At 69.7% G+C, this 16808-nt stretch carries 16 protein-coding genes; 3 read left to right on the forward strand and 13 right to left on the reverse strand.

All coding sequences use genetic code 11. The features are described 5' to 3' along the window. Nucleotides 1-23: 23 nt before the first annotated feature. Complete coding sequence (locus ACZ303_RS10830) at nucleotides 24-605, reverse strand: hypothetical protein (protein ID WP_467337302.1); 582 nt, start codon at nucleotides 603-605, stop codon at nucleotides 24-26. A gap of 158 nt (nucleotides 606-763) precedes the next feature. Between ACZ303_RS10830 and ACZ303_RS10835 the strand changes: the two genes are divergently transcribed. The 3 genes from ACZ303_RS10835 to ACZ303_RS10845 all read left to right on the forward strand — a co-directional run bounded on the left by ACZ303_RS10835 (nucleotide 764) and on the right by ACZ303_RS10845 (nucleotide 5086). Beyond that, complete coding sequence (locus ACZ303_RS10835) at nucleotides 764-1966, forward strand: sensor histidine kinase (protein WP_467337304.1); 1203 nt, start codon at nucleotides 764-766, stop codon at nucleotides 1964-1966. Beyond that, a complete protein-coding gene (locus tag ACZ303_RS10840; protein ID WP_467337306.1) occupies nucleotides 1963-2664 on the forward strand; it encodes a response regulator in 702 nt (233 codons plus the stop codon). The genes ACZ303_RS10835 and ACZ303_RS10840 overlap by 4 nt, the downstream gene beginning before the upstream one ends. A gap of 148 nt (nucleotides 2665-2812) precedes the next feature. Next, complete coding sequence (locus ACZ303_RS10845) at nucleotides 2813-5086, forward strand: glycosyl hydrolase family 18 protein (protein WP_467337308.1); 2274 nt, start codon at nucleotides 2813-2815, stop codon at nucleotides 5084-5086. Nucleotides 5087-5279: 193 nt separating this feature from the next. Here ACZ303_RS10845 and ACZ303_RS10850 read toward each other — a convergent pair whose 3' ends face one another. From ACZ303_RS10850 to ACZ303_RS10905, 12 genes are all read right to left on the reverse strand, one after another. Next, the gene (locus tag ACZ303_RS10850) at nucleotides 5280-5729 is read right to left on the reverse strand and encodes a DUF2550 domain-containing protein (protein WP_467337474.1); all 450 of its coding nucleotides are present in this window, start codon (nucleotides 5727-5729) and stop codon (nucleotides 5280-5282) included. Between the two features lie 119 nt (nucleotides 5730-5848). Next, the gene (locus tag ACZ303_RS10855) at nucleotides 5849-6223 is read right to left on the reverse strand and encodes a F0F1 ATP synthase subunit epsilon (RefSeq protein ID WP_467337310.1); all 375 of its coding nucleotides are present in this window, start codon (nucleotides 6221-6223) and stop codon (nucleotides 5849-5851) included. A gap of 111 nt (nucleotides 6224-6334) precedes the next feature. Beyond that, nucleotides 6335-7777 (reverse strand): F0F1 ATP synthase subunit beta, encoded by a 1443-nt coding sequence (atpD, locus tag ACZ303_RS10860; RefSeq protein ID WP_467337312.1) that lies wholly within the window; start codon nucleotides 7775-7777, stop codon nucleotides 6335-6337. 5 nt (nucleotides 7778-7782) lie between these two features. Next, complete coding sequence (locus ACZ303_RS10865) at nucleotides 7783-8697, reverse strand: F0F1 ATP synthase subunit gamma (protein ID WP_467337314.1); 915 nt, start codon at nucleotides 8695-8697, stop codon at nucleotides 7783-7785. Between the two features lie 23 nt (nucleotides 8698-8720). Beyond that, nucleotides 8721-10307, reverse strand: a complete 1587-nt coding sequence (atpA, locus tag ACZ303_RS10870; protein WP_467337316.1) for a F0F1 ATP synthase subunit alpha — start codon at nucleotides 10305-10307, stop codon at nucleotides 8721-8723. Between the two features lie 140 nt (nucleotides 10308-10447). Beyond that, nucleotides 10448-11263 (reverse strand): F0F1 ATP synthase subunit delta, encoded by an 816-nt coding sequence (locus ACZ303_RS10875; protein WP_467337318.1) that lies wholly within the window; start codon nucleotides 11261-11263, stop codon nucleotides 10448-10450. Further along, nucleotides 11260-11811, reverse strand: coding sequence for a F0F1 ATP synthase subunit B (locus ACZ303_RS10880; RefSeq protein WP_467337476.1), 552 nt, complete (start codon nucleotides 11809-11811; stop codon nucleotides 11260-11262). The genes ACZ303_RS10875 and ACZ303_RS10880 overlap by 4 nt, the downstream gene beginning before the upstream one ends. A gap of 53 nt (nucleotides 11812-11864) precedes the next feature. Further along, complete coding sequence (gene atpE / locus ACZ303_RS10885) at nucleotides 11865-12116, reverse strand: ATP synthase F0 subunit C (RefSeq protein WP_087926250.1); 252 nt, start codon at nucleotides 12114-12116, stop codon at nucleotides 11865-11867. A gap of 76 nt (nucleotides 12117-12192) precedes the next feature. Beyond that, nucleotides 12193-12987 carry a F0F1 ATP synthase subunit A gene (gene atpB, locus ACZ303_RS10890; protein WP_467337478.1) on the reverse strand — a complete coding sequence of 265 codons (795 nt, stop codon included), beginning with the start codon at nucleotides 12985-12987 and terminating at the stop codon, nucleotides 12193-12195. A gap of 279 nt (nucleotides 12988-13266) precedes the next feature. Next, nucleotides 13267-13704, reverse strand: coding sequence for a hypothetical protein (locus tag ACZ303_RS10895; protein ID WP_467337321.1), 438 nt, complete (start codon nucleotides 13702-13704; stop codon nucleotides 13267-13269). Between the two features lie 253 nt (nucleotides 13705-13957). After that, nucleotides 13958-15325, reverse strand: coding sequence for an MraY family glycosyltransferase (locus ACZ303_RS10900; RefSeq protein ID WP_467337480.1), 1368 nt, complete (start codon nucleotides 15323-15325; stop codon nucleotides 13958-13960). Nucleotides 15326-15434: 109 nt separating this feature from the next. Then, nucleotides 15435-16766 (reverse strand): serine hydroxymethyltransferase, encoded by a 1332-nt coding sequence (locus ACZ303_RS10905; RefSeq protein ID WP_467337323.1) that lies wholly within the window; start codon nucleotides 16764-16766, stop codon nucleotides 15435-15437. Nucleotides 16767-16808 lie beyond the last annotated feature (42 nt).

Consider the following 16808-nt stretch of genomic DNA (forward strand, 5'->3'; position numbering starts at 1 on the left):
GGGTGCCGGGCGGGGAGCGCTGATCAGCGCTTCTCGAAGGCCCGGGGGCTCTCGGCGTGGTCCACGTCCCCCGGCTTCGGCTGCTTCGGCCACAGCGTGTAGCTCAGCGCGATGACGACGTTGATGCCGATCACGGCGAGCATCTTGGTCTGCCAGGCGCGCAGCGAGCTGACGTCACCGGAGTCGCCGACGTACCAGGTGGCCGCCTGGAGCAGGCCGATCGCGACGGCGGAGGCCAGCACCCAGCGGGCGGCCACCTTCCACTCGTGGACCGTGCGGGCCATGCCGTACTTCGGTGGCTTCACGGGCGGCGGGCCGCCCGCGAAGCGGTGGGCGAAGCGCTGGTCGACCCAGGTGATGGTGGAGTGGCCGAGACCCACCGAGTAGCCGATGTAGACGGCGGCCAGGCCGTGCTTCCAGTCGGCCTGCGCGCCGTTCTTCAGGTCGACGGCGGTGGCGATCAGCAGGACGAGTTCCAGTACGGGTTCCAGCAGGAGGACCGCCGCCCCCGTGCGCGGCATCCGGGCCAGGTAGCGCAGGCTCAGGCCGCCGGCCAACAGCACCCAGAAGCCCACCTCGCAGATGACGATCAGCGTGACGATCACGGATCTCTCCTTCCCTCACCTCCAGCCTCCCGGCGCCGACCGGCCATTTCTTCGTCGCCGGTGACGATCCACGACTGCATCCTTCGATGTAGCGCACGCCGTCTCGAAGCTCCCCGGAGCGGACGACCGCACAGCCTCCCACGTGCTGTGATGGATCCATGCCCGTCCGCCTGCCCCACCGCCCCGACCGCGAGGCCGTCCTCATCGCGGCCGCCGGGCTGATCGGCGGCCTCACCCTGTGGTTCCTCGGCCTGCGCAACAACCTCCCGCTGCTCGGGCTGCCCAAGTGGCTGACCCTCGTCGCGCTGGTCGTGATGTGCGGCGCCGAGCTGCTGCGGCGCAGCGCCCCGCTGACGGCGGTCGCGATCGGCACGCTCACCATCTGCCTCGACATCTGTACGGGCTCGCTCATCGCGACGATCGCCATGTACACGGACCTGGTGTACGCGGCGGTGCTGTACGGCAGACCGTCCGTCGCCTGGCGCATTCCGCGCGTCTGCGAGGTCCTCACCGCGCTGGCGACGCTGCTGGCCCTGGCGATCATCCGGGAGCCGGAGGGGCTGCTCGTCGGCTTCGGCTTCGGGGTGCTCCTGGTGGCCCCGGCCTGGACCGGGGTGGGCATCCGCCGGCACCGCGACGCGGCGCACGCGGCCCGGCTGGAGGCCGAGCGGACGACGCTGCTGGCCGAAATGGACCGCCGGCAGGCCGTCGGCGCCGAGCGCGCCCGGATGGCGCGCGAGCTGCACGACATGGTGGCGAACCACCTGTCGGCCATCGCGATCCACTCCACCGCGGCGCTCTCGATAGGCGACCCCAAGGCGTCCGAGGAGGCGCTCGGCGTCATCCGGGAGAACAGCGTTCAGGGGCTCGCCGAGATGCGCCGCCTCATCGGGCTGCTGCGGCAGGCGGGCGTCGAGGAGGAGCCCGCGGCCACGCCCCGGCTCGACGGCGTGGACGCGCTGCTCGCCCATGCCCGTACCGCCGTGCGCGACGAGCGCTTCCGCTTCGTCCTGTGCGACGAGCGGGGTCCGGGTCCGCTGCCGGCGCCGGTCGAGCTGGCGGCGTACCGCATTGTGCAGGAGTCGCTGACTAACGCCGTCAAGCACGCGGCGCCGGGCCCGGTCACCGTGCGGCTGGCGCGCTCCACCGGGAGCCCGCTGGTGGCCGAGGTGACCAGCGCGTTCGGCGCGGGCCCCATGCCACGCGCGCCCGGCTCGGGGGCGGGGCTGGTGGGCATGAGCGAGCGGGTGGCCCTGCTGGACGGGGAGTTCGAGGCGGGGCCGGTGGACGGCCCCGACGGCAAGCAATGGCGCGTACGGGCCGCACTGCCCGTACCGGAGGAAGGCAGAGGAACACCGTGACCACGACATCGCCCGCGCCCGGCCCCGGCACGCCGGAGGGGATCCGCGTCGTCGTCGCGGAGGACCAGGCGGCCGTCCGCTCCGGGCTGGTCCTCATCCTGCGCTCGGCGCCCGGCATCGAGGTGGTCGGGGAGGCCGCCGACGGCGAGGAGGCCGTGCGGCTGGCCCGCGAACTGCGGCCGGATGTGGTGCTGATGGACGTGCAGATGCCGCGCCTGGACGGTGTGTCGGCGACCCGGCGGGTCGTGGCGGAGCAGCTCGCCGACGTCCTGGTGCTGACCACCTTCGACCTCGACGAATATGTCTTCGGGGCGCTGCGCGCGGGAGCCTCGGGCTTCCTGCTCAAGGACAGCGACGCGGCCGACCTGATCGCGGCGGTACGAACGGTCGCGGGCGGCGAGGGCCTGATCTCCCCGGCGGTGACCCGCCGGCTGATCGCGGAGTTCGCCCGCCCCGCGCCCGTACGGTCGGCGAACGCTCCCGACCCCGCGATCCTGGACGCCCTCACCCGCCGTGAGCGCGAGGTGCTCACCTGCCTGGGCGAGGGGCTGTCGAACGCGGAGGTCGCCCGGCGGCTGAGCATGGCGGAGGCGACGGTCAAGACGCATGTCAGCCGGTTGCTGAGCAAACTGGAGCTGCGCAGCAGGGTGCAAGCGGCGGTGCTGGCCCAGGAGTTGGGTCTGGTCCAGACCTCTTGACCGTTGGTACGGACCTTTTTACTCTCCCCACCACGGCCCCGGTGCGGGTGTCCGGACAGCGCACGCGCACCGGGCGACACCCCCCACTCGAGGAGCACCCTTGAGAACAGGAACCTCACCAGGCACCGGACGCCACATATTCAGAGCCGTGGCGGCGCTCTCCGCGCTGCTGCTTCCGGCCGCCGCGCTGGTCGGCCTCGCCTCCCCCGCACCGGCCGCGCCCCGGGCCGCCTCCGCGACCGCCACCTTCGCCAAGACCTCCGACTGGGGCTCCGGCTTCCAGGCCGAGTGGACGGTCAGGAACACCGGCACCACCACGATCAACTCCTGGACCGTGGAGTGGGACTTCCCCGCCACGACCACGGTCGGCGCCTACTGGGACGCCTTGATCACCAGCTCGGGCTCGCACTACACGGCGAAGAACCGCGAGTACAACGGCACGATCGCGCCGGGCGCCGCCGTCACCTTCGGCTTCGTCGGCGCGGGCGACGGCGACCCGGCCGGCTGCAAGCTCGACGGCGGGCCCTGCGAGGGCTCCCCCGCCGACACCCCGCCCAGCGCCCCCGGCGCCCCCGCCTCCACCGGCGTGACCGCCGACAGCATCGGCCTGAGCTGGGCCGCGGCCACGGACGACAAGGGCGTCAAGAACTACGACGTGTACCGCGGTGAGACCGTCGTCGGCACGGTCTCCACCACCACGTTCACCGACACCGGCCTGACCGCCGACACCGCGTACACCTACAAGGTCGTCGCCCGGGACTCCGCCGGCCAGACCGGCCCCGCGAGCCCGGCCACCACCGTCCGTACGGGCACCGGCGACGGCACCGACAAGCCGCCGTCCGCCCCCGGCACCCCCAAGGCGACGACCATCACGGACACGTCCGTCGCCCTGACGTGGCCCGCCGCCACCGACGACAAGGGCATCAAGAACTACGACGTCCACCGCGGCACCGTGAAGGTCGCCACGGTCACCAAACCGGCCTACAACGACACCGGACTGACGGCCGGCACCGACTACACGTACACCGTCATCGCCCGGGACACCGCCGACCAGACCAGCAAGGCGAGCCCGCCGCTGACCGTACGCACCACCGGAGGCGGGACCGAGCCGACCGTCGACCGCGCCAAGGTCGGCTACTTCGTCCAGTGGGGCATCTACGGGCGCGGCTACACCGTGAAGTCCCTGGAGAACACGGGCGCCGCCGGCAAGCTCACCCACATCAACTACTCGTTCTCCAACATCGACCCCACCAACCTCACCTGTCTCAATGGCGTCACCAAGGCCACGACGCCCAACCCCCAGGACCCCAGCCAGGGTGACGGCGCGGGCGACGCCTGGGCCGACTACGAGAAGGGCTTCTCGGCGGGCGAGTCCGTCGACGGCGTCGGCGACACCTGGGACCAGCCGCTCGCCGGCAACTTCAACCAGCTCAAGAAGCTCAAGGCCAAGCACCCCAACCTCAAGATCAATATGTCGATCGGCGGCTGGACCTACAGCAAGTACTTCTCGGACGTCGCCCGCACCGACGCCTCCCGGCAGAAGTTCGTGAAGTCCTGCATCGACATGTACATCAAGGGCAACCTGCCGCCCACCGGCGGCCGCGGCGGCACGGGCGCCGCCGCCGGGATCTTCGACGGCTTCGACATCGACTGGGAGTGGCCCGGCTCCGAGGGCCACGCCGGAAACCACGTCTCCAAGGACGACAAGGCCAACAACACGCTGCTCTTCGCGGAATTCCGCAGGCAGCTGGACGCACTGAGCTCCACCACGGGCAGGAAGTACCTGCTCACCGCCTTCACCCCGGCCGACCCCGGCAAGATCGAGGCGGGCTGGGACATCACCACGAAGGACGGCACGCCCAGCGTGTTCGACTACATGGACTTCGCGAACGTCCAGGGCTACGACTTCCACGGCTCCGGCAGCGACAACAGCTGGGAACCCAACCGCACGGGCCACCAGGGCAATCTCCACGCCGACGCGCAGGACCCGTACACGACGAAGTTCAGCGTGGAGTCGACCGTCCAGGCGTACCTCGACGCGGGCGTCGACCCGCGCAAGGTCGTCCTCGGCCTCGCCTTCTACGGGCGCGGCTGGCAGCAGGTCGCGGACGGCGGCGCGCACGGCGAGTGGCAGAGCGCGGGCGGCGCGGCACCGGGCCAGTTCCCGGAGGAGGCGGGGACGCGTGGCTACGACAACCTGCTCGCGTCCGTACCGAATCTTGTCGTGTATCACGACGAGCAGTCGGTGGCGACCTACGGCTACACCGGTGCCGGTGGGCAGTGGTGGACCTTCGACGACGTCTGGTCCATCAACAAGAAGACCGCCTGGCTCAAGGAGAAGAAGCTGGGCGGCGTGATGATCTGGGAGATGTCGGGTGACAGTGGGACGCTGATGACCGCGGTCGACAACGGGCTCCGCTGACCACCCGCACGAAAAAGCCGGCCGGGCTCACAAAAGCCCGGCCGGCGTTCGAGGCCACAGAAAGCCAAGCCGCATTCACGCTCCCCCAGACTTCGTCCGGGGGACCCCCAACCAACGAGACACCCCATTTAAGCCACATTGACTCTCCCCCAGACTTCGTCCGGGGGGACCCCCAACCAACGAGACACCCCATTTAAGCCACATTGACTCGTTGCCCGGGCGGCGCCGCTTCCAGCCACGCCAGGAACCCCGTCAGAGCGTCCTCGCTCATCGCCAATTCCAGGCGCGTGCCCTGATGCGAACAGATCAGCACCACCGCGTCGGACAGCAGGGCCAGCTCCTCGTCCCCCAGCGGCGGACGCCGCTCCAGCACCTCGATGGAAGCGCGCTCCAGCAACCGGCGGGGCCGATACGCGTAGGAGAAGACCCGGAACCACTCGATCCGGTCACTGTTGTAGCGGGCGACGCCGTACACCCACCCCTTGCCGTCCGGGGCGGGGTCCTTCTCGGGCACATCCCACCGCAGACTGCAGTCGAACGTCCCGCCGGACCGCTGGATCAGCCGCCTGCGCAGCCCGAAGACGAAGAGTCCCACCAGCACCAGCAAGACGACGATGCCGCTCACGAGCAGAGCGAGGACCATCTCCACCGACCTCCTCGCATCATCTAGAGCAACCGCACCTGTATTGCCTCAGCCGCGAACCGCCCTGGAGTGGCTCCAGTGCGGTCCGCGGCTGAGGGACGATCTCTGTGGGTCGCGGGCTAGTGAACGCCCGTGACCGCACGCAGCCGGACATCCGCGCGACGCTCGGCGGCCGCGTCGGCCGCCGACTTCGCACGCTCCAGCGCACGCTCGGCGCGCTGGACATCGATCTCGTCGGCGAGCTCCGCGATCTCGGCGAGAAGCGAGAGCTTGTCGTCCGCGAACGAGATGAACCCACCGTGCACCGCGGCGACGACATTGCCATCGGCGGTCTTGATGGTCACCGGGCCGGACTCCAGCACACCGAGCAGCGGCTGGTGGCCGGGCATGACGCCGATGTCACCCGATGTGGTACGCGCGATGACCAGAGTGGCCTCGCCGGACCAGACGCTTCGGTCCGCCGCGACCAGCTCGACGTGCAGCTCAGCAGCCAACGTGGCTCCTCGGGTCTCCACCCGCCGGGTGCGGCGGGTGTTGGGTCAAAGAATAGGGGACGTGACGACCGGGGGCGGGAGCGCCCCGCCCCCGGTCGAAGAGCACGGGGCTCAGGAGACGCCCAGCTCCTTGGCGTTGGCCTTGAGGTCCTCGATGCCACCGCACATGAAGAACGCCTGCTCGGGGAAGTGGTCGTAGTCGCCGTCGCAGATCGCGTTGAACGCGGTGATCGACTCGTCGAGCGACACGTCCGAACCGTCCACGCCGGTGAACTGCTTCGCCACGTGGGTGTTCTGCGACAGGAAGCGCTCGACGCGACGGGCACGGTGGACAACGAGCTTGTCCTCCTCGCCCAGCTCGTCGATACCGAGGATCGCGATGATGTCCTGGAGGTCCTTGTACTTCTGCAGGATCGTCTTGACGCGCATGGCGCAGTCGTAGTGCTCCTGCGCGATGTAGCGCGGGTCCAGGATGCGGGACGTCGAGTCCAGCGGGTCGACCGCCGGGTAGATGCCCTTCTCCGAGATCGGGCGCGACAGAACGGTCGTCGCGTCCAGGTGGGCGAAGGTGGTCGCCGGGGCCGGGTCGGTCAGGTCGTCCGCGGGGACGTAGATCGCCTGCATCGACGTGATCGAGTGGCCACGGGTCGAGGTGATGCGCTCCTGGAGGAGGCCCATCTCGTCGGCCAGGTTCGGCTGGTAACCCACCGCGGACGGCATGCGGCCGAGCAGGGTGGACACCTCGGAACCGGCCTGGGTGTACCGGAAGATGTTGTCGATGAAGAAGAGGACGTCCTGCTTCTGCACATCGCGGAAGTACTCCGCCATGGTCAGACCGGCCAGGGCGACGCGCAGGCGGGTGCCCGGCGGCTCGTCCATCTGACCGAAGACGAGCGCCGTCTTGTCGATGACACCCGAGTCGGTCATTTCCTCGATGAGGTCGTTGCCCTCACGGGTGCGCTCACCGACACCGGCGAACACCGACACACCGTCGTGGTTGTTGGCCACGCGGTAGATCATTTCCTGGATCAGCACGGTCTTGCCGACACCGGCACCACCGAACAGACCGATCTTGCCGCCCTTGACGTACGGGGTCAGCAGGTCGATGACCTTGACGCCGGTCTCGAACATCTCGGTCTTGGACTCGAGCTGGTCGAAGCTGGGCGCCTTGCGGTGGATCGGCCAGCGCTCGGTGACCTCGGACTCGGCCTCGGGCTTGTTCAGGATCTCACCGAGGGTGTTGAACACCTTGCCCTTGGTGACGTCGCCGACGGGGACGGTGATGCCCGCGCCCGTGTCGGTGACGGCGGCCTGGCGGACCAGACCGTCGGTGGGCTGCATCGAGATGGCGCGGACCAGGCCCTCGCCCAGGTGCTGCGCGACCTCGAGGGTCAGCGTCTTGAGCTTGCCGTCCTCGGCCGGGTCGGCGACCTGGACGTGCAGCGCGTTGTAGATCTCCGGCATCGCGTCGACGGGGAACTCCACGTCGACGACCGGGCCGATGACCCGCGCGACGCGGCCGGTGGCCGTGGCGGTTTCAACAGTCGTGGTCATAGTGGTCAGTCACTCCCCGCGTTAGCGTCGGCCAGGGCACTGGAGCCACCGACGATCTCGCTGATTTCCTGGGTGATTTCGGCCTGGCGGGCCGCATTGGCAAGCCGCGACAGCGACTTGATGAGTTCGCCGGCGTTGTCGGTCGCCGACTTCATCGCGCGGCGGCGGGCGGCGTGCTCGGAAGCGGCCGACTGCAGCAGCGCGTTGTAGATCCGGCTCTCGACGTACCGCGGCAGCAGCGCGTCGAGGACGTCCTCGGCCGACGGCTCGAAGTCGAAGAGGGGAAGGATCTTGCCCTTCGTCTCCTCGGGCTCCTCCGCCTTCTCGAGGCTGAGCGGCAGCAGCCGCTTCTCGATCGGCGACTGCGTCATCATCGAGACGAACTCGGTGAAGACGATGTGCAGCTCGTCGACGCCGCCCTCGGCCGTGTCCAGCTGGACGGCCTCGATCAGCGGGCCCGCGACCTTCTTGGCGTCCGCGTAGGTCGGGCTGTCGGTGAAGCCGGTCCACGACTCCACCACCGGGCGCTCCCGGAAGCCGTAGTACGCCACGCCCTTGCGGCCGATGATGTACGTCACGACCTCCTTGCCCTCCGAGCGCAGGCGCTCGGTGAGGCGGTCCGCGGCCTTGATGGCGTTGGAGGAGTAGCCGCCGGCCAGACCGCGGTCGCTCGTGATGAGCAGGACCGCGGCCCGTACGGGGCTGTCGACCTCGGTGGTCAGGGCGTGCTTGGTGTTCGAGCCGGTCGCCACCGCCGTCACCGCGCGAGTGAGCTCACTCGCGTACGGCGTCGATGCCGCCACCTGGCGCTGCGCCTTGACGATGCGCGAGGCGGCGATCATCTCCATCGCCTTGGTGATCTTCTTGGTCGCGGTGACGGAGCGGATGCGACGCTTGTAGACCCGGAGCTGGGCTCCCATGGATCAGGTCCCTTCCGTCGTCGTCACTTCGCGGCCGTGGCGTCGTCACCGAGAAGCTTGCCGTCCGAGGTCTCGAACTGCTTCTTGAAGGTGGCGATGGCGTCGGCGAGCGCCTGGAGGGTGTCGTCGGACATCTTGCCGCCCTCGACAATGCTGTCCATCAGACCCTTGTGCTCACGGCCCAGGTAGTCGAGCATCTCGCGCTCGAAGCGCTGGATGTCCTCGACCGGGACGTCGTCCATCTTGCCGGTGGTACCGGCCCAGACGGAGACGACCTGGTTCTCGACCGAGTACGGGGCGTACTGGCCCTGCTTCAGCAGCTCGACCATGCGCTTGCCGCGCTCCAGCTGCGACTTCGAGGCCGCGTCCAGGTCGGAACCGAAGGCGGCGAACGCCTCCAGCTCGCGGTACTGGGCGAGGTCGACACGAAGGCGGCCGGAGACCTGCTTCATGGCCTTGTGCTGGGCGGAGCCACCGACACGCGAGACCGAGATACCGACGTTCAGCGCCGGGCGCTGGCCCGCGTTGAACAGGTCGGACTCCAGGAAGCACTGGCCGTCGGTGATGGAGATGACGTTGGTCGGGATGAACGCCGAGACGTCGTTGGCCTTCGTCTCGACGATCGGCAGACCGGTCATCGAACCGGCACCCATCTCGTCGGAGAGCTTGGCGCAGCGCTCCAGCAGACGCGAGTGCAGGTAGAAGACGTCACCCGGGTAGGCCTCACGGCCCGGCGGGCGGCGCAGCAGCAGGGACACGGCGCGGTAGGCGTCGGCCTGCTTCGAGAGGTCGTCGAAGACGATCAGGACGTGCTTGCCCTGGTACATCCAGTGCTGGCCGATGGCCGAGCCGGTGTACGGGGCGAGGTACTTGAAGCCGGCCGGGTCGGACGCGGGAGCGGCGACGATCGTCGTGTACTCCAGGGCGCCGGCCTCCTCCAGCGCACCGCGCACGGACGCGATGGTGGAGCCCTTCTGGCCGATGGCGACGTAGATGCAGCGGACCTGCTTCTTCGGGTCGCCGGAGCGCCAGTTGTCGCGCTGGTTGATGATCGTGTCGACGGCCAGCGCGGTCTTGCCGGTCTGGCGGTCGCCGATGATCAGCTGTCGCTGGCCACGGCCGATCGGCACCATCGCGTCGACGGCCTTGAGGCCGGTCTGCATCGGCTCGTGGACCGACTTGCGGACCATGACGCCGGGAGCCTGAAGCTCCAGCGCGCGGCGTCCTTCGGTCGCGATCTCGCCGAGGCCGTCGATCGGGTTGCCCAGCGGGTCGACGACGCGGCCGAGGTAGCCCTCGCCGACCGCGACGGAGAGCACCTCACCGGTGCGCTGCACCGGCTGGCCCTCCTCGATGCCGCTGAACTCGCCGAGGACGACCGCACCGATCTCGCGCTCCTCGAGGTTGAGGGCGAGACCGAGGGTTCCGTCCTCGAACTTCAGCAGCTCGTTCGCCATGGCCGAGGGAAGACCCTCGACCTTCGCGATGCCGTCGCCGGCAACGCTGACCGTACCGACCTCCTCGCGCGAGGCCGCGTCCGGCTTGTACGCCTGGACAAAGTTCTCCAGCGCGTCCCGGATCTCCTCCGGCCGGATCGTGAGCTCCGCCATCTGGGTTCCCTGCTCTCCTTGTTGGGCCCGAAGTATTTCTTCTCCGGGGGCCGGTTTCCGCAGCGGTCGTGCTGCGGGCCCCCGGAGGACACCGTCGGCCCAACTCGGGCCGTCAGTCATGCTCTTGAGTTGGTGGCTGGTCAGCCGGCCATCCGCCGGTCCGCCTCGGCGAGGCGGTCCGCGATGCTGCCGTTGATGACCTCGTCGCCGATCCGCACCTGGACACCACCGAGGATCTCGGGGTCCACGTCCAGGTTGAGGTGGACACGCCGCCCGTACAGCTTGGCGAGCGCGTCACCGAGGCGCTGCTTCTGGGCATCGCTCATCGGCACCGCGGACGTCACCACCGCGACCATCCGGTCCCGGCGGTCGGCGGCCAGCTTGGAGAGGGCGTTGAGCCCCGCTTCCAGGCTACGACCACGCGGCTGTGCCACCAGACGGACCACGAGCCGCTCGGTGACCGGGTTGGCCCGGCCGCCCAGCAGTTCGCGCACCAGACCGGCCTTGGCGGCCCGGTCGGCGACCTTGTCCGTCAGCGCGGACCGCAGGTCGGCGTTGGCACCGACGATCCGGCCGAAGCGGAACAGCTCGTCCTCGACGTCGTCCAGATCACCGGCGCGCTCGGCGGCGACCAGGTCGGCACTGGAGGCCAGCTCCTCGGCCGCGTCCACCAGGTCGCGCGAGCGCGACCAGCGGGAGCGGACCATGCCGGCCAGCAGGTCGGCGGCCTCGCCGCCCACCTGGCCACCGAACAGGCGCTGGGCCAGCTCGGCCTTGGCCTCGCCGCCCTGCGCCGGGTCGGTCAGGACCCGGCGCAGCGAGACCTCGCGGTCGAGCAGCGCGGTGACCGCGGCGAGGTCCTCGGCGAGCTTCGCCGCGTCCACGGACGTGTTGTCCGCCAGCGCGTCGAGGCGCTCACGTGCGGAGGCCAGTGCCTCCCGGCTCGCTCCGCTCATCGGGTCGCCTCGGCCTTCGTCGTGTCGGCCGCCTTGACCTCGAGCTCGTCGAGGAAGCGGTCGATGGCACGGCTCTGCCGGGCGGTGTCCGCGAGGGACTCACCGACGATCTTGCCGGCCAGGTCGGTGGCGAGCTTGCCCACGTCCTGGCGCAGCGTCGCCGAGGCGGCCTTGCGGTCGGCCTCGATCTGGGCGTGGCCGGCAGCGATGATCTCCTCGCGCTGACGCTGTCCCTCGGCGCGCATCTCGGCGATCACCGCGACGCCCTGCTCCTGCGCGTCCTGGCGCATGCGAGCGGCCTCGTGGCGGGCATCGGCGAGCTGGGCCCGGTAGTCCTCGAGCACCTGCTGAGCCTCGGCCTGGGCGGCCTCGGCCTTCTCCATGCCGCCTTCGATGGCCTCGCGACGCTCGTCCAGAGTCGTGTTGATCTTCGGGAGGAGCTTCTTGGCCAGGAAGAAGAAGACGATGGCGAAGGCGATCAGACCGATGACGAGCTCTGGGATCGGCGGGAGGAGGGGGTTTTCCAGCTCCCCCTCGTTCGCCATCATCAGGGCGTTCACATCAATGCCTTCCGTCGAAAACAGTGGTCGTCAGGCCGCGATCAGGCAGACGGGTAGACGAACGGCATGACCAGACCGATCAGGGCGAGCGCCTCACAGAAGGCGAAGCCGAGGATCTGGTTGGCGCGGATCAGGCCGGCGGCCTCGGGCTGGCGGGCCAGCGCCTGGGTGCCGTTACCGAAGACGATGCCGACGCCGACGCCGGGGCCGATCGCGGCGAGGCCGTAGCCGATCGAGCCGAGGTTGCCCTTGATCTCGACACCAGCGGCGATGGTCTGGAGAGCAGCAGACATGCTCGTTCTTCCTTCTCTTTCACGGACCGGTGGGGGTTGGCCACCGGACGATTGTTGGTCTGGGGAGCGGGGGTGCTCAGTGGTGCTCGGCGAGCGCGCCCTGGACGTAGTTGGTGGCCAGCAGCACGAAGACGTACGCCTGGACGGCCTGGATGAACAGCTCGAAGGCGGTCATCACGATGGTCATCACGAACGAGACACCGGCGTAGGCGATGCCGATGCCGTTCAGCAGGTACCAGCTGGCGATGGTGAACATCAGGATCAGCAGGTGACCGGCGAACATGTTGGCGAAGAGTCGGACCGCGTGGGTGAACGGCCGGACCAGCACGTTGGAGAAGAACTCCAGGGTCACGGCCAGCGGGAGGACGCCACCGAGCGACTTGTCATAGCCGGTGATGTTCTTCAGACCGCCGACGAAGCCGTGCTTCTTGAACGTCAGGTACATCCACAGGACGTAGACGATCAGGGCGAGAGCCGCCGGGAAGGCGATGATCGAGGTCACGGGGAACGCGGCGACCGGAATGATCGACCACAGGTTCATGATCCAGACGAAGAAGAACAGCGAGACCATGAAGGGGACGTACTTCTCGCCCTCCTTCTTGCCGAGCGCCTCGTAGACGATGCCGCGGCGTACGAAGTCGTAACCCGCCTCACCGACCATCTGGAGCTTGCCGGGAACGACCTTGGCCCGGCCGAACGCCGCCCAGAAGAAACCGATGATCAGGACCGTGCTGAGCACGGCCAGCAGCATCGGCTTGTTGAAGTCGAAGCCACCAATGCTGAAGATCGGTTCGAACAGGAACGAGTGGAGGCCTGGGGCTGGGAACCCGCACCCATCGAAGATGTGGCAATCGGTCTCGAAGGCGAGCATCTGGTCAGCACTCACCGCGAGCTCCTTCAGCGTGGCGCATAGGTACGGCAACCTCGTTGTGTCGGCGCGGCGCACAGCCGCGGAACGGCACTGGACTGGTCTTACGGATGGGGGGGCAGGTGATCGGCGCGGGGCCGGTCCGGGTATTCGGCATCAGCAGCATGGACTGCCGATTCCGTCCCGGGAAACTCGGGTGTTCAGCCGCCTGCGCCCACTGTGCCTCAGATGGCACCGGACGATAGCAGGTGAGCGCCGGCACCTTTATCGCGGCCCTACCGGTCACGACGGAGACCCGGCGGGCGCGGACTTCTTCGCCTCGGCGGATTCCGGTTCCACATAAAGGATCTTGGCCTTCATGTACGCGCGCGTCTGCGCCGCGGTCCACACGAGGACGGCGGCGAGCAGGGCGAAGGCGAAGGCCCGCGTGTTGAAGAGCGACGTGTCCCGGAAGACCGCGAGAACGACCGCGGAGATCAGGAACTGGGTCACATAGAGCACCAGACCCATGGCCTGGAACAAATGCGGGAAAGACCTGGCGGTGCGCTGGAGAACGTAGAGGCCCAGGGCCATGACGCCACCCGCGACCAACGTGCCGACGGCGGCGCCGACCGCGCCCTTGCCACCGGCGAGCACACCGCTGACGGCGACAGCGACGACACCGGCCACGGCTGTCGGGACGGCGCACTGCAGGAGTGTTCGGGCGTCGTTGGACTGCATGAAGGGTTTCTCCGGCGATCGGTCGGAAGCAACGATTCGTCGTGAACGAGCGTATCCCCGGGAGTGAGACATGACTCGCGACGAAGGGCCGCCGCACTACGGTCCTTCGGCTTCAGCACCGGGTTTCGTGAACGGTATCACAAACTATTTGATGAGGTCTTTACCTACATCGTGTGCTCGACGTCACACGGAAGGGTTAAGTGGCCGGTCATAGCACTGACGGAGCCTGTGGATCTCTGGTAGAGCCCGGCCCTCAGCGGGGGCTGCTGATCTTCCTGGGGTGGCTGAACCGGGAGCGGTCGCCGATGGCCGTCGCGCCGTGCAGACCCGCGGGCACCGGCTCGCGCCCGGCCTCCGCGTCGGCCGCTTCCTCCCCGCTCACGGCGGTCGCGCCGTGCAGGCCCGCCGTGCTCTCCCCGGTGGCGGCCGCCGGCACCGCCCGGCGGCGGCGGTAGCGCGGCGGTACGAACGCCTCGGCCCAGCGGGGCGCGCGCGGCTTGACGCGCGGCAGCAGCAGGAGCACCAGGCCGACCGCGCTCAGGGTGACGATCAGCAGCAGGATCCACACGCTCGCCGAGTGCACGGAGTAGGCCACGGTGCCGAAGCCGATGAGCGCCGACCAGAAGTACATGATCAGCACGGCCCGGCTGTGCGAGTGGCCGAGCTCCAGCAGCCGGTGGTGCAGGTGGCCGCGGTCCGCGGCGAAGGGCGACTGGCCGTTCCAGGTCCGCCGCACGATCGCCAGCAGCAGGTCGGCGACCGGCACCGCGATCACCGTGAGCGGGAGCAGCAGCGGGATGTAGACCGGCACCATCGTCTGCACGGCGTTCCGCTCGCCGCCGACCTGCTGGTAGAGCAGGTCGGGGTCGACCTGGCCGGTGATGGAGATCGCGCCCGCGGCCAGCACCAGGCCGATGAGCATCGAGCCGGAGTCGCCCATGAAGATCCGGGCGGGGTGCATGTTGTGCGGCAGGAAGCCCAGGCACATGCCCATCAGGACCGCCGCGAACAGCGTCGCGGGCGCGGCCGCCTCCACGTTGTGGCCGAACCAGAGCCGGTAGGCGTAGAGGAAGAACGCCGCGGCGGCGATGCACACCATGCCGGAGGCCAGGCCGTCCAGGCCGTCGACGAAGTTGACCGCGTTGATGGTGATCACGACCAGCGCGACGGTGAGCAGCGTGCCCTGCATGGAGGTCAGCGAGACCGTGCCGACGCCGGGCACCGGGATCCACAGGATGGTCAGGCCCTGGAGGACCATCACACCGGCGGCGATCATCTGGCCGCCGAGCTTCACCAGGGCGTCCACGCCCCACTTGTCGTCCAGGACGCCGAGGATCCAGATCAGGCCGGCGCCCGAGAGCAGCGCTCTGGGTTCGTTGCCCAGCTCGAAGACCTTGCCGAGGTTCGACAGATGGGCGGCCACCAGCAGCCCCGCGCACAGTCCGCCGAACATCGCGATGCCGCCGAGGCGGGGGGTGGGTTCGCGGTGGACGTCGCGCGCGCGGATCTCCGGCATGGCACCGGCCACGATCGCGAACTTCCGCACCGGCCCCGTCAGGAGATAGGTGACCGCGGCGGTGACGCACAACGTCAGCAGGTATTCACGCACGGGCTGCCCCAGGGTTCGCGCTGGCCATCACAGCCCCACACCATATTCGCGTCCGCCCCCGATCGGTGAATGCGGCCATGGACGCGGCTATAGACGATCCGCCGTCCCGCGATGGTTGCAGCTACCGGATGTGGGCGGGATAAGGAGGGAACCCGGCTGCCAGCTCGGCCACCGCCGCGCGCAGCCCGCCTCGGCCGTCGCCCCGCAGCGCGGCCCCCAGCAGCACCGCGATCCGGGCCATCTCCGCCTCGCGCATGCCCTGGGTGGTGACCGCCGCGGTGCCCAGGCGCAGGCCGTGGAGGGTGCGGCCGGTGCCGTGCGGCAGACCGCAGGTGTCCAGGGCGACACCGGAGGCCGCGAGCCTGCCGCGGGCCGTGACGGCGTCCAGGGCGAGCCCGGAGACGTCGGTGGTCATCATGTGGGTGTCGGTGCCGCCTGTGGTCACCACGAGGCCCTCAGCGGCCAGCGCGGCGGCAAGGACGCGGGCGTTGGCCACGACCTGGTGCGCGTACGCGGTGAAGGCCGGGGTGGCGGCCTCGCCGAAGGCCACGGCCTTGGCCGCGATGGTGTGCATCTGGGCGCCGCCCTGGGTGAACGGGAAGACCGCCCGGTCGACGCGGCCCGCCAGCTCGGCCCGGCACAGGATCAGCCCGCCGCGCGGTCCGCGCAGCACCTTGTGCGTGGTGGCGCACACCACATCGGCGTACGGGACGGGGCTGGGCGCCGCTCCCCCGGCGATCAGCCCTATCGGGTGGGCCACGTCCGCGATGAGGTAGGCGCCCGACTCGTCGGCGATGTCGCGGAAGGCGGCGTAGTCGGGGTGGCGGGAATAGGAGATCGAGCCGCAGACGATGGCCTTCGGCCGGTGCCTACGGGCCAGGGCGCGCACCTCGTCGTAGTCGATCAGCCCGGTGTCGCGGCGGACGCCGTAGCCGGCGAAGTCGAACCAGCGGCCGGAGAAGTTCGCCGGGGAGCCGTGGGTGAGGTGGCCGCCGTGCGGCAGGCCCATGGCGAGCACGGTGTCGCCGGGGCGCAGCAGGGCGGCGTAGGCGGCCAGCACGGCGGAGGAGCCGGAGTGCGGCTGGACGTTGGCGTGGTCGGCGCCGAAGAGGGCCTTGGCGCGGTCCGTGGCGATCCGCTCGGCGAGGTCGACGAGCTCGCAGCCGCCGTGGTGGCGGGCGCCGGGATAGCCCTCGGCGTACTTGTTGGCGAGCGGCGAGCCGAGGGCGGCGAGGACGGCGGGCGAGGTGAAGTTCTCGGCGGCGATGAGCTGGAGGCCGCTCGCCTGCCGCTCCGCCTCGCCGAGGAGGAGGCCGGCGAGCTCGGGGTCCTGGCGCAGCAGCGCCTCGAAGCCGTGTCCCCACACGGGCTCCGGCCGGCGCCGGTCCTCGGGGACGCTCTCGGGTGCGGCGGCGTCCCGGCGGGGCGCGGGGGTGACGGGGGTCGCGGACATCGCCGGCTCCGGGCTGTGGGACGGGTGCGATGGGCTCACCAC

Source organism: Streptomyces sp. NPDC023527 (assembly GCF_055560115.1).